Source organism: Arthrobacter sp. JSM 101049 (genome assembly GCF_041679245.1).
Taxonomy (GTDB): Bacteria; Actinomycetota; Actinomycetes; order Actinomycetales; family Micrococcaceae; genus Arthrobacter_H.
Genome location: NZ_JBGFFC010000001.1, coordinates 417,160 through 429,278, shown reverse-complemented (window position 1 = coordinate 429,278; position 12,119 = coordinate 417,160). Strand labels below are relative to the sequence as shown.

The following is a 12,119-nucleotide window of genomic DNA, read 5'->3' as shown; positions in this document are numbered from 1 at the left end:
CGCGCCTCAGCGCCAGCGACCGCGGCGCCGGGTCTGGTGGGAGAAGACCCCGGACAGCAGGCCGAACAGGCATCCGGCGGCCCCGATGACCAGCAGCGCCCCGGAGACCAGGAACCAGCCCTGCTCCGTGGTCCCGGCGGGGGCGCCGAGCCGGGTCACGAACAGGTAGGCACCGGCCGCCCCGATGAACCCGAGGACGCCGGGGAACCACAGCAGCGTCGGCCAGGTGCCCGAGGACGCCCAGAAGGCGTCCGGCCCGTCCCAGCAGTTCCACCAGGGTTGCCGCCGCAGGATGACCAGGCCGGCCAGCAGGGCCCAGAACCCCGCCACGAGGTACGCGGCGATGATGTCCGAGGGGCGGTGCCAGCCCAGCGCGAACGTGGAGATCCCGGTGACCGCGGCATACAGGCCCCCGACCGCGGCGATCAGCGGCCGCCAGCGCGGCGCGGTGACCAGGAAGGCGGCGAGGATCGACGAGGTCGCCACCGTGGTGTGCCCGGAGGGGAAGGAGTTCATCGTCGCTTCGGAGATGCCCATGTCCGGACGGAAGAGCAGCAGGTGCTTCAGCAGCTGCGTGCTGCCGGCCGCCGCGCCGAAGGACAGCGCCGCGACGACGGGCGCATACAGGTTCCGCCGCACGATGGCGGCGGTCGCCAGGGCCAGCACCGCGACCACCCCGGAGACCAACGGCAGCTCGTTCAGGAAGGACAACGCCGCGGACCGGGCCCGGCCCTCGCCGAGGAACGAGAGCGCCCCCTGCAAGGCGTCGTCATCGGCCTGCTGCCCGGTGGCCGTGAGCACGAACGCCCAGTAGGCCACGCCGAACAGCCCGGCGAGCAGCAGCATCGCCAGGATCCACAATCCGGGATTGCGTGCCGCCCGGTGCGGGCCTCCCACAGCGGGTATTTTCATGGTGTCGTTCATCTGCCTCTAGCGTCCCACAATAGGTGTGTCCTCCGGCGGAGCCGCCGCCGATACGATGAGTTGATGGTCATCCCGGACAACGCAGCCGCCGCCCCCAGCGTTCCCGATCGGCACCGCGGCGAGACGAACCCCACGCCCTCCGCCGGGCCGTCCAGCGGCCCGTCCATCGCCGAGCTCGTCGAGCGCGCCCACGTCGTGTCCCTGCCGATGCGGGTACGCTTCCGCGGCGTCACCCGCCGGGAGATCCTGCTGCTGGACGGACCGGTGGGATGGGGCGAGTTCTCGCCCTTCACCGAGTACGACGACGAGGAGTCCTCACCCTGGCTGCGCTGCGCCATCGAGGCCGGCTGGCAGGGCTTCCCCGACCCGGTGCGCTCCTCGGTCCCGGTCAACGCCACCGTGCCCGCCGTCCCCGCCGCCGGTGTCGAGGCGGTGCTGTCCTCCTTCGACGCCGCCCACACCGTGAAGGTCAAGGTCGCCGAAAAGGGCCAGACCCTGCACGACGACGTGGCCCGGGTCGCGGAGGTCCGTCGCCTGCTGCCCGGTGCCGCAGTGCGCGTGGACGCCAATGCCGGATGGACCCACGATCAAGCACTCGAAGCCCTCGAGGCGCTCGCCGGCTTCGACCTGCAATACGCCGAACAACCCGTCGCCGGCATCGACGGGCTGCGGCGCCTGCGCGCCGAGGTCATCCGGCGCGGCCTGGGGATCCTGATCGCCGCCGACGAATCGGTCCGGAAGGAATCCGACCCGCTGGCCGTGGCCCGTGCCGGCGCCGCAGACCTGATCATCGTCAAGGCCCAGCCGCTGGGCGGCATCCGGTCCGCCCTGGCCCTCGTCGCCCAGGCGGGCCTTCCCGCCGTCGTCTCCTCGGCCCTGGACTCCTCGGTCGGCATCCGCACCGGGGCAGCGCTGGCCGCGGCCCTGCCCGAACTCCCCCATGCCTGCGGGCTGGGCACCGTATCCCTGTTCGAGGCGGACGTGTCCACCGATCGCTACGAGGCCCGCGACGGGGCCCTGGACCTGCGGACGGTGGCCGCCGACCCGGAGCTGCTCCGCCGCCACGCCGCCACCGCCGACCGCCGGCACTGGTGGATCGAGCGGTTGCGCCGTTGCGCCCGCCTCCTGGAGGCCGCCCAGACCTAGGATAGGTTGCATGACGCCCGCCGATACGCCGCTGACCTCGTTCGAAGCCGCCCGTTCGGCGGTACGGACGCTCACGGACGACGGCGTCCGCGAGGTCGTCCTCTGCCCCGGCTCCCGCAGCGCACCGCTGGCCTACGCGCTCGCCGAGGCCGAACGGCACGGGAGCGTGCGCGTGCACATCCGGATCGACGAGCGCGACGCGGGATTCACGGCGCTGGGCCTGGCCCTGGCGACCAGCCGTCCGGTGGCGATCGTGACCACCTCGGGAACAGCCGTCGGGGAGCTGCTGCCGGCCGTGATGGAAGCCAACCACGCCGCCGTCCCGCTCGTGGTCGTCTCCGCCGACCGGCCCGTCGAACTGCGCGGCACCGGGGCGAACCAGACCACCCACCAGGTGGGCCTGTTCGGCACCCACGTGCGCTGCAGCGTGGACGTCCCGGCAGGGCAGGACCCGGCGCCGGATGTGCGGCGGGCCCTGATGGCCAGCGAGGGCATGACGCTGACCGGAGGCGACGCCGACGCCACCCCGGTGCACCTCGGCGTCACCACGCCGCCGCCGGCGAGCCGGCACACCCACCTCCAGCACTCCGTCCGGGGGCCCGTGCAGGTCAACCTCGCATTCCGCGACCCGTTGGTCCCCGGGGACGGCGACACCGCACCGTGGGCCGCGGCCGGAGCACCGATCGCGTTGCCACCGACACGGCACCAGCCGGCGGCCGGCACCGGAGATGACGAGCTGACCGGCCTCATCACCGGCGCCGACCTGCCCGAACGGCACACGGTCGTGGTCGCGGGGCATGACGCCACGCCCCTGGCCGAACGCTTCGCCCGCGCCCTGGGGCTGCCGCTGTTGGCCGAACCCAGTTCCAACGCCCGCTTCGGCCCCCAGGCCATCGGCCCCTACCGGGTATTGCTGGCAGGATTCGACGCACGGATCGAACGCGTCGTCGTCTTCGGTCGCCCGACCCTGAGCCGGCCCGTCGCCCGCCTGCTGGCCAGCCCTGACCGCCCCTCGGCCCTCTACGTGCCAGAACCGGTGGCATGGTTCGAGCCCGGCAGGCGTGAGGACCGGGTCATCACCGAGCTGAACGAACTCGCCGCCTTCGCCGGCCGTGCGCCGGCCGGCTGGCACGACGAATGGACCTCGGCGGCGGCCCGCGCCACCGCCATCCTCGACGAGGCCACCCATACGGCAGCGCTGACCGGTCTGGACCTGGCCCGACTGGTGTGGGACGCGGATGCCGGCCCCCTGGTGCTGGGCTCCTCCAATGCCATCCGCGATGCCGACCTCGCGGCGGTACCCGGACCCACCTGCCGGCCGGTTTACGCCAACCGCGGCCTTGCGGGCATCGACGGCACCCTGGCCACCGCGACCGGCATCGCCCTGGGCACCGACGGGGGGCCGGGGGAGCGCACCACGGTGCTGGTCGGGGACGTGACCTTCCTACACGATGTCGGTGGCCTGTTCCTGGGGGACGGGGAGCAGGTTCCGCCCCTGGATCTGGTGGTGCTCAACGACGGCGGCGGCGCGATCTTCTCCACCCTTGAGCATGGGGCCCTGGCGGAACAGCCTGCCTATGCGGCGACCGTGGAGCGCTATTTCGCCACCCCGCACGCCGTCGACCTGCGTGCGTTGGCCGCGGCCTACGGGCTCGACTACGTCCGGGTCGATGAACGCCGCGCCCTGGCGGCGGTCCTCGCCGCGGGGCCCACCGCCAGCTCGCCGGTGCGCCGGCGCATCGTGGACGTGCGGATCGACCGGTCCGGTCTACGCGACTTCCACCAGGGCATCATCTCCCGTGTCGCCTCTGGCACGTGAAAATGGCGTGGCCCCCGCCGAAGCGGAGGCCACGCCATCGCGGTTGGATCCGGTCAGAGCACCTTGGAGAGGAACGATTGGGTCCGTTCGTGGCGGGGGTTTCCCAGCACATCTTCCGGCTTGCCCTGTTCAACCACGACGCCACCGTCCATGAACACGACGCGGTCGCCGACCTCGCGGGCGAAGCCCATCTCGTGGGTCACGACCATCATGGTCATGCCCTCGTCGGCGAGCTGTCGCATGACCGCCAGGACGTCGCCGACCAGCTCGGGGTCGAGTGCCGATGTCGGCTCGTCGAAGAGCATCATGTCCGGGTTCATCGACAGGGCACGGGCAATCGCCACCCGTTGCTGCTGGCCGCCCGAGAGCTGGGAAGGGAAGGCGTCGGCCCGGTGCCCGAGGCCAACCTTCTCCAGGTTGGCGCGGCCGATCTCGGCAGCCTCCCGCTTCCCCCGCCGCTTGGCCCGGCGCTGGGCCAGCGCGAGGTTGTCCAACACGTTCAGGTGAGGGAAGAGGTTGAACTGCTGGAAGACCATCCCGATCCTGGTGCGCACCTTGTCCAGGTCCGTTTCGGGGTCGGTGATGTCGATCCCCTCCACGAGGATCGTGCCCTGGGTGGGCTCCTCCAGCCGGTTCACACAGCGCAGCAGGGTGGACTTGCCGGACCCGGAGGGGCCGATGACGCACACCACCTCACCCTGGCCGACATGGAAGTCGATGCCCTTGAGGACTTCGTTGTCGCCGAAGCTCTTGTGCAGGCCGCGGACCTCGATGGCCGGGCGGTCGGCACGGATATCCTGTTCGCTCACGCGCTCTACCGTCCTCTCTTTTGGTGGCGCTCCAGCTTGGCCACGAGCTGGGTCAACGGGAGCGTAATGACCAGGTACATCAGGGCCGCCATGATCAGCGGCGTCGAATTGGCCGTCTGGGACACGGCATCGCGGGCGAACGTGGTCAACTCGCGGTCGCCGAGGGCCATGCCGGCGATGAACAACAGCGAGGTGTCCTTGATGAGGATCACCAGCTCGTTCGTCAGCGGGGGGGTGATGATGCGAAACGCCTGCGGCAGCACGACGGAGATCATGGTCCACGCCGGCCCCATGCCCAGCGACCGGGCGGCCTCGCTCTGGCCGGGAGGGACCGCCTCGATGCCCGCGCGGATCGTTTCGGCAATGTAGGCACCGGAAACCACAATCAAGGCGATCAGCCCGAGGCTGGCGTTTCCGCCCGGGGGACGCCACTGGAAGGCCAGCGGAACGGCGAAGGCGAACCCAAAGATCACCAGCAGGGCCGGGAGGCCGCGGAACAGCTCGATGTAGCCGGTGGCGACCCAGCGGTAGGGGCCGACGGGGGAGAGCTTCATCAAGGCCAGCAGCAGGCCCAGCAGCAGGCCTCCGACAAAGGCGATCGCCGTATAGACGATCGTGTTCTTGGCGGCCGTGACGATGATTTCCGGGAACATCGCCTTCGCGACCTCAAGGTCGAGGAAGTGGACCTTGATGGCTTTCCAGTCGGCCAGGATGAGGACGGCGGCGACGGCGGCAATGAATACGACGTAGAGGCTGCCGCGGAAGAGGCGCCTGCGGGTGGAGGGTTTCAAAGGTGGCCTTCCAGCTCATGTCAGGGGTTCGCCCCGGGGAATGCTCCCCCGGGGCGAACCCGTCTGGACTACTTCGTGGAGAAGTACTTGTCGTAGATTTCCTGGTACTTGCCGTTGTCCTTGAGCTCCGCGAGCTTGGCGTCGAGTTCCTTCAGGAGCGCCTCGCTGCCTTCCTTGTTGACGGCGAAGCCGTACTGCTCGTCCGTCTTGTACTTTTCGACGATCACGTACTGCCCATCCTCCTGGTGGCCCAGGTTCACCGGCAGGTCCTGCAGTACTGCGTCCACTCCCTTGGACTTCAGTGCGGGGAACAGCTCGGCATCGGAGGGGTAGGCCTTGACCTCGGTGTCCGACGGGACGTTCTCGCGGGTGTAGTTCTCGCCCGTGGTGCCCTGCTGGACGCCGACGGTCTTGCCGGCCAGGTCCTCGATGGACTTGATGTCCGAGTCCTTCGGGACCAGCAGCGACTGCTCGGAATCGTAGTAGCCGTCGGTGAAGCCCAGGTGCTCCTTGCGGTCCTCCGTGATGGTCATGGCGCTGGCGCCCACATCGCACTGTCCGGAGGCGAGCACGACGCCGGACTGCAGGCCGTCGAAGCCCACGTCCTGGACGGCGAGCTCGAGGCCCATGGAGTCGGAGATCGCGCGCATGAGGTCGATGTCGAAGCCGGTGTAATCGCCGTCCTTCTCGAACTCGAACGGCGGGTAGGGCACGTCGGAGCAGATCGTGAGCGTCCCGGGCTGTACCAGTCCCAGCTCATTGCCGCCAGCGGAGCTGTCGGCGTCGCCGCTGTCCGAGCCGCCGCAGGCCGTCAGCGACATCAGGGCGACGGCCGAGACGGCCAATGCCTTGGTAAAAGTGGAGTGAATCCGCATCTGTAAGTTCCTTCTCGAGTGATCCGACGGACATCCGCGCCGGAAGTGTCATTCTAGACCGGAAAACCAGCGGATGAGATATTCATCACAGGCTACAGGGGTGTCTTGCGGGTAAACAAGTGGCCGGAGTGACAAAAGATTTACAGATTCAGGGCCTCGCGCATGGGCCGCATCTTGGCCCACGACTCGGCCAATTCGGCCGCCGGGTCGGAGGCCGCGACGATGCCGCACCCGGCATACAGGCGTACCCGGGTGGGGGACTCGATGACCCCGCCCCGCAGCGCGATGCCGAATTCGCCGTTGCCGGCCGCATCCACCCAGCCGACGGGTCCTGCGTATGGACCGCGGTCCATGCCCTCGAGGCGGAGGATGAGCTCGTCGGCCGCTTCGGTGGGGGTGCCGCACACCGCGGCCGTCGGGTGGAGCGCCTCGGCGAGGTCTAGGGCGGAGGGCGAGGTCCCGTCGTCGTGCACGCGCAACTGCGCCTCGACATCGGAGGCGAGGTGCCAGACATTGGGCAGCTGGAGCACGAAGGGCTCCTCGGGGGCGGTCATCCCGGTCACCAGCGGGCCGAGCTCGGCGGTCAGCGAGTCGATGGCCAGCCGGTGTTCGTGGCGTTGCTTCTCGCTGCCCGAGAGCATCCGCGCGGCATAGCCCTCGTCGCCGGTCGGCGCGGTGGCCCGGTCCAGCGTCCCGGCCAGGACCCGTGCCCGGGCAGTATCGCCGGTGACCTTGACCAGCATTTCCGGAGTGGTGCCGATGAGCCCGTCGACCGAATAGGTCCAACAGTCCGCATAGCGCAGCGCCAGTTCGCGCAGGACCTGCGAAACCGCGATGTCCGATCCCAGCTCGGCCACCGCGTCCCGGGCCAGCACGAGCTTGGTCAGGTCCCCGGCCGCGATGGCCCGCACACCGGCGCGGACCGACTCCTCGTACTGCCGCTCGGAGACCTGGCCCGGAACCAGCCGGTCCGCGCCGGGACCCAGATCACGCTCGGGCGAGGGGTCCTCGAGCAGCCGGGCGAGCTGCTCCTCGACGGCGGCGGCGCTGAGCTCGGCGTCCGGATCGGCGGTGACCAGCGTCAGCCAGCCGGTGTTGCCGGTGCGCCCCACGACCACGCGCGGGACGATCAGCCGGGAAGCATGGGAACTGGTGGCCGAGAACGCGATCGCGGAGAAGGCGACCGGCCCGGAGCCCGGCAGTCCGACGCGGTCGTCCACGTCGGCGCCCGCGGCGACCGCGGACCACCAGCGGCGCAGGTCCGCGAACCGTCCGTTCCCCGTCGCGGTGGCCCGTGCCACCTCCCCGAACCCCACCAGCCCCTCGCCCTGGCGGCCCCAGACGAGCGCGTCGTCGCGGACCAGCAGGTCCAGCAGGCCGTTGTCCTGCACGGACGCACGGGGGACGGTCAGGGCGCGCAGCGTCGGGACAGGGGGAAGGTCCGCCACCTGCGTGCCGGATTTCGGCACGGTGGAGCCGGGAAGATCACAGTTCATGGTGGCACCAGCCTACCTCCGGAGGCGGTGCGCCTTTTCGCCCTCGCGGCGAACTTTGAGACACTGGAGGGGTGAGCCGTGCATCGCTGGAAAAGCGTCCCGAAGAAGTCCAAGCCATGTTTGACGATGTCGCACCCCGCTACGACCTGGTCAACGACATCCTCTCCATGGGCCAGACGCGCCTGTGGCGCAAGATCGTCGTGGACGCGGTCGGCGCCGCCCCGGGCCAGCGGGTGCTGGACCTCGCCGCCGGAACCGGGACCTCCTCCGAGCCGTACGCCGACGCCGGCATCGAGGTCGTGGCCTGCGACTTCTCGCTGGGCATGCTCGGCGTGGGCAAGCGCCGGCGTCCCGACATCGACTTCGTCGCCGGGGACGCGACCAACCTGCCCTTCGCCGACGACAGCTTCGACGCCACCACCATCAGCTTCGGCCTGCGCAACGTGGGCGACCCGCAACTGGCCCTGGCCGAGATGCTGCGCGTCACCAAGCCCGGAGGCCGCCTGGTGGTCTGCGAGTTCTCCCACCCCACGTTCGCCCCCTGGCGGACCGTCTACACCGAATACCTGATGCGCGCCCTGCCGCCGATCGCCCGGAAGGTCGCCTCCAACCCGGCCGCCTACGTCTACCTCGCCGAATCCATCCGCGCCTGGCCCAACCAGGACGGGCTGGCCGCCTGGATTGGCCAGGCAGGGTGGGAAGCGTGCCGGTACCGCAACCTCTCCGGCGGCATCGTCGCCGTGCACCGGGCCACTAAGCCGCTGGACGCAGACGCCGCAACGGCCGCCGAACGCCGGGCCAAGGCCTCCGACTACCTGCGCCACCGGGCCTCCCGGCCCGTGCGCTAGCCGGCAGCGGCAAGGAAAACCACGTGTCTGTTTTGATTGTCGGGGCCGGCCCCGCGGGATCGACCGCCGCCAGCTACCTGGCCCGCGCCGGGGTCGAGGTCACCGTCCTGGAGAAGACGAACTTCCCCCGCGAAAAGGTCTGCGGAGACGCCTTGACCCCGCGCGCGGTGCGCGAACTGGCCCGGCTCGGCGTCGACCACTCCGACGCCGGGATCTGGCGGCGCAACCAGGGCCTACGACTGGTCGCCGGAGGCCGGGCGATGGAAATCCCGTGGCCCGAACTCGGCGACTTCCCGGATTACGGGCTGATCCGCACCCGCCAGGGCTTCGACGAGGCCCTGGCCCGCCACGCCCAGGCCGGCGGGGCGCGGTTGCTCGAGCGCCACGCGGTCACCGACGCGGTGCGCGACACCACCGGCCGGGTCACCGGCGTGGTCGCCAACCTCATGGACGAAAACGGGCGCAAGACGGGCCAGACCCGCGAATTCCGCGCCGACGTCGTCCTGGCCGCCGACGGGAACTCCACGCGCACCGCCCTCAGCCTGGGCCTGCACAAACGTGATGACCGGCCGCTGGGTGTGGCCTACCGGACCTACTTCACCTCCCCGCGCCACGACGACGACTGGATGGAGGGCTGGCTGGAGCTGCCCGACGCGGCCGGCCGCCCGCTGCCCGGCTACGGCTGGGTGTTCGGCGTCGGCGACGGCACCTCCAACGTCGGGCTGGGGATCCTGAACTCCTCGCGCGAGTTCGGCAGGCTCGACTACCGCCAGGTGCTGCGCGACTGGACCGCCGGCATGCCCGCCGAGTGGGGCTTCAGCGAGGACAACCAGGTGGGACCCATCCGCGGCGCCGCCCTGCCCATGGGCTTCAACCGGACCCCGCACTACAGCCCCGGGCTCATGCTGCTGGGCGACGCCGGCGGGATGGTCTCGCCCTTCAACGGCGAGGGCATCAGCTACGCCATGGAGTCCGCCCGCATGGCCGCCGAGGTCATCCTCGATGCCCGCTCGGGCCTGCACGGCACGACGCCGGGATCCCGGGAGGCCCTGCTGGCCTCCTACCCGGACCTGGTGCGCGGTGCCTGGGGCAGCCACTTCACGCTCGGACGCGTCTTCGCCCGGTTGATCGGCAACCCCCGGGTGATGAAGCTGGCCCTGCGCACGGGCATGAGCACACCGGTGCTGATGCGCTTCGTCGTGCGCATGCTCGCCAATCTCACCGACGACGGCGGCCGCGGGTTTGAGGATAGAGTGATCCATGTGCTGGAACGGCTGGCCCCGCCCACGGACAATCGCCGTCCGCCCCGGGCCGTGCCCGAGAAACGATCCACCCCGATGACAAGCAGGTCCCAGAACCGTGAATGATTCCCCGACCAACTGGACGACCGCCGGACACGGCGTGCCGGAATCCGTTGACCTGTTCGCGGAAACCTCGGCCATCGCCGCGGGCATCAACCTGCCCCCCGGGTTCCGTGCCGTCGCCGAAGACCCCGAGTTCGGCCCCGCCATCTCCCAGGGGATGGCCAAGGTCGAGAAGGTCCTGCGCGCCGCGGTGGCGAACTCCGATCCGCTCATCGACGCCACCAGCCGCCACCTCGTGGAGGCCGGCGGCAAGCGGGTGCGTCCGCTGCTTGTCATCCTGACCTCCCTGCTGGGCGAGGGCGTCACCCCGCAGACCATCAAGGCCGCGGCCGTCGTCGAGCTAACGCACCTGGCCACGCTCTACCACGACGACGTGATGGACTCGGCCCCCTACCGCCGCGGGGCGCCCACCGCGCACGAGGTCTGGGGCAACTCCACCGCCATCCTCACCGGCGACCTGATCTTCGCCCGGGCCTCCGTCATCGGCTCCGAACTCGGTGTCGATGCCGTCGAACTGCAGTCCCGCACGTTCGAGCGCCTCTGCCTAGGCCAGCTGCACGAAACCGTCGGGCCCCGTGACGGGGAGGACCCGGTGGCGCACTACCTCGACGTGATCGCCGACAAGACCGCCTCGCTGATCTCCACCTCCGGGGTCTTCGGCGCGCTGTTCGGCGGGGCCGCCGACCATGTCGAGGTCATGCGCGACTACGGCGAGAAGGTCGGCGTGGCGTTCCAGCTGGCCGACGACGTCATCGACGTCACCGGTGCACAGGTGCGCTCGGGCAAGACCCCCGGCACCGACCTGCGCGAGGGGGTGCCCACGCTGCCGGTGCTGTTGCTGCGACAGGCGGCAGCGGACGGCGACCCGTCGGCGGCCGACGTGCTGGCCCTGGTCGACGGCGACTTGTCCTTGGACGAGGATCTGTCCCGTGCGGTCGCGGCGCTGGCCGCGCACCCGGTGACGCAGAAGTCCTGGGAGGTGGCGCGGCAGTGGTCCGCCGACGCCGTCGCGGCCTTGGCGCCCTTGCCGGAGGGCGCCGTGAAGTCCTCACTGGCGGCCTTTGCCCACGCCGTCGTCTCCCGGGAGAACTAGGCGGCAGCGCAGCCCTTCAGCCGACCCGGCCCCATGCCGCGGCGAGTTCGCGTGCCTTGGCCGCGCGGACCTCGACGGGTACGCGGTGGCGCAGCTGGCGGTACAAGTCGTCGTCGGCATACCGCGGGAAGACATGCTGGTGGTAGTGCCAGACGTGCTGGTTCCCGGCCGGTTCGTTGTGCTGCCGGGTCGAGGTCCCCTCGGGGTCCCACGCCAGCTTCATGGCCAGTGCGGTCCTGCGGGTGGCGACCATGATGGCGGCTGCGACGCCGTCGTCCAGGTCGTAGAGCGACTCCAGGTGCGCGGCCGGGATGACCATGGCGTGCCCGCCGTAGTTGCCGAACCCGTCGCAGGCCATGATCACCGCCACCTGCCGGTCCCGGTGGACCAGATCGGTCGGGGCGCAGAGGTTCCCGGCGGACAGCGGACCGCCGGCCAGGAGCTCGCAGAAGGGGCAGAGGTAGCCGGGAGGTTCGTGTGATCCATGCGGGTGCGCAGGCACGGTCGCTAGTCCTCCAGTTCGGGTTCCAGCTCCTCGAAGACCCACTCGAACATGTCGAGCACGTATTCGCTGAAGGTCCCCTCTTCGCTCTCCCATGTCCCGCTGCCGTTGTGGCGGCGGTGGACGATCGGGTCCGGGATGTCCAGCTGGTCCTCGCGGATGCCCCAGACGTACTGCTCGTCCTCGTCCTCCATGAACAGCAGGTATCCGTCCTCGACCTCCAGCTCGTCGGGGTCGAAGAAGTAGTAGTAGGCCTCCATGAGGTCGTCGCAGGCGCCGACGGCCAGGTAGAACTCGGTGAGCACCTGGGGGATGTCCACGCCGGCGTCCCCGAGTTGCTCGTCGAGCTCCTGAGAGGTCAGCCCGTCCTCCGAAACCCACTGGTCATCGAGGTATTTGGGTACCAGGGAACGGAACTTCTCCACGAACATCTCAGCCATGCCTAAATACTA

12 protein-coding genes are annotated in these 12,119 nt (G+C 70.2%); 5 read left to right on the top strand and 7 right to left on the bottom strand.

What is annotated here, in order from left to right; all coding sequences use genetic code 11:
• Positions 1–6 precede the first annotated feature (6 nt).
• Positions 7–912 carry a phosphatase PAP2 family protein gene (locus tag AB8M85_RS01975; protein ID WP_372697086.1) on the bottom strand — a complete coding sequence of 302 codons (906 nt, stop codon included), beginning with the start codon at positions 910–912 and terminating at the stop codon, positions 7–9.
• A 219-nt stretch (positions 913–1,131) separates the two neighbouring features.
• Between AB8M85_RS01975 and AB8M85_RS01970 the strand changes: the two genes are divergently transcribed.
• Positions 1,132–2,070 (top strand): o-succinylbenzoate synthase, encoded by a 939-nt coding sequence (locus AB8M85_RS01970; RefSeq protein ID WP_372697693.1) that lies wholly within the window; start codon positions 1,132–1,134, stop codon positions 2,068–2,070.
• A 10-nt stretch (positions 2,071–2,080) separates the two neighbouring features.
• On the top strand, positions 2,081–3,889 hold the full coding sequence (menD, locus tag AB8M85_RS01965) for a 2-succinyl-5-enolpyruvyl-6-hydroxy-3-cyclohexene-1-carboxylate synthase (protein ID WP_372697085.1): 1,809 nt from the start codon (positions 2,081–2,083) through the stop codon (positions 3,887–3,889).
• Positions 3,890–3,942: 53 nt separating this feature from the next.
• Here menD and AB8M85_RS01960 read toward each other — a convergent pair whose 3' ends face one another.
• The 4 genes from AB8M85_RS01960 to AB8M85_RS01945 all read right to left on the bottom strand — a co-directional run bounded on the left by AB8M85_RS01960 (position 3,943) and on the right by AB8M85_RS01945 (position 7,860).
• A complete protein-coding gene (locus AB8M85_RS01960; protein WP_372697084.1) occupies positions 3,943–4,698 on the bottom strand; it encodes an amino acid ABC transporter ATP-binding protein in 756 nt (251 codons plus the stop codon).
• Positions 4,699–4,703: 5 nt separating this feature from the next.
• Positions 4,704–5,489, bottom strand: coding sequence for an amino acid ABC transporter permease (locus AB8M85_RS01955; protein WP_372697083.1), 786 nt, complete (start codon positions 5,487–5,489; stop codon positions 4,704–4,706).
• Between the two features lie 68 nt (positions 5,490–5,557).
• Positions 5,558–6,364 (bottom strand): transporter substrate-binding domain-containing protein, encoded by an 807-nt coding sequence (locus AB8M85_RS01950; RefSeq protein ID WP_372697082.1) that lies wholly within the window; start codon positions 6,362–6,364, stop codon positions 5,558–5,560.
• 140 nt (positions 6,365–6,504) lie between these two features.
• On the bottom strand, positions 6,505–7,860 hold the full coding sequence (locus tag AB8M85_RS01945) for an isochorismate synthase MenF (RefSeq protein WP_372697081.1): 1,356 nt from the start codon (positions 7,858–7,860) through the stop codon (positions 6,505–6,507).
• Positions 7,861–7,931: 71 nt separating this feature from the next.
• Here AB8M85_RS01945 and AB8M85_RS01940 point away from each other — a divergent pair, with 71 nt between their 5' ends.
• From AB8M85_RS01940 to AB8M85_RS01930, 3 genes are read left to right on the top strand one after another with little or no spacing between them, the layout of a single operon-like run.
• The gene (locus AB8M85_RS01940) at positions 7,932–8,708 is read left to right on the top strand and encodes a demethylmenaquinone methyltransferase (RefSeq protein ID WP_372697080.1); all 777 of its coding nucleotides are present in this window, start codon (positions 7,932–7,934) and stop codon (positions 8,706–8,708) included.
• Positions 8,709–8,731: 23 nt separating this feature from the next.
• Entirely contained in the window at positions 8,732–10,075 is a 1,344-nt protein-coding gene (locus AB8M85_RS01935) for a geranylgeranyl reductase family protein (protein WP_372697079.1), read from the top strand.
• A complete protein-coding gene (locus tag AB8M85_RS01930) occupies positions 10,068–11,165 on the top strand; it encodes a polyprenyl synthetase family protein (RefSeq protein WP_372697078.1) in 1,098 nt (365 codons plus the stop codon). Before AB8M85_RS01935 ends, AB8M85_RS01930 begins: the two co-directional genes overlap by 8 nt.
• 16 nt (positions 11,166–11,181) lie before the next feature.
• Here the strand turns inward: AB8M85_RS01930 and AB8M85_RS01925 are convergent, their stop codons facing one another.
• Together AB8M85_RS01925 and AB8M85_RS01920 are read right to left on the bottom strand one after the other, a co-directional pair.
• On the bottom strand, positions 11,182–11,667 hold the full coding sequence (locus AB8M85_RS01925) for an HIT family protein (protein WP_372697077.1): 486 nt from the start codon (positions 11,665–11,667) through the stop codon (positions 11,182–11,184).
• A 5-nt stretch (positions 11,668–11,672) separates the two neighbouring features.
• Positions 11,673–12,107, bottom strand: coding sequence for a hypothetical protein (locus AB8M85_RS01920; protein WP_372697076.1), 435 nt, complete (start codon positions 12,105–12,107; stop codon positions 11,673–11,675).
• Positions 12,108–12,119 lie beyond the last annotated feature (12 nt).

What these genes read in the sequence shown, in the direction of transcription:
- AB8M85_RS01945 (WP_372697081.1), bottom strand. Translation starts at nt 7,860, where the DNA reads ATGAACTGTGATCTTCCCGGCTCCACCGTGCCGAAATCCGGCACGCAG.
- menD (WP_372697085.1), top strand. Translation starts at nt 2,081, where the DNA reads ATGACGCCCGCCGATACGCCGCTGACCTCGTTCGAAGCCGCCCGTTCG.
- AB8M85_RS01970 (WP_372697693.1), top strand. Translation starts at nt 1,132, where the DNA reads ATGCGGGTACGCTTCCGCGGCGTCACCCGCCGGGAGATCCTGCTGCTG.
- AB8M85_RS01950 (WP_372697082.1), bottom strand. Translation starts at nt 6,364, where the DNA reads ATGCGGATTCACTCCACTTTTACCAAGGCATTGGCCGTCTCGGCCGTC.
- AB8M85_RS01975 (WP_372697086.1), bottom strand. Translation starts at nt 912, where the DNA reads ATGAAAATACCCGCTGTGGGAGGCCCGCACCGGGCGGCACGCAATCCC.
- AB8M85_RS01920 (WP_372697076.1), bottom strand. Translation starts at nt 12,107, where the DNA reads ATGGCTGAGATGTTCGTGGAGAAGTTCCGTTCCCTGGTACCCAAATAC.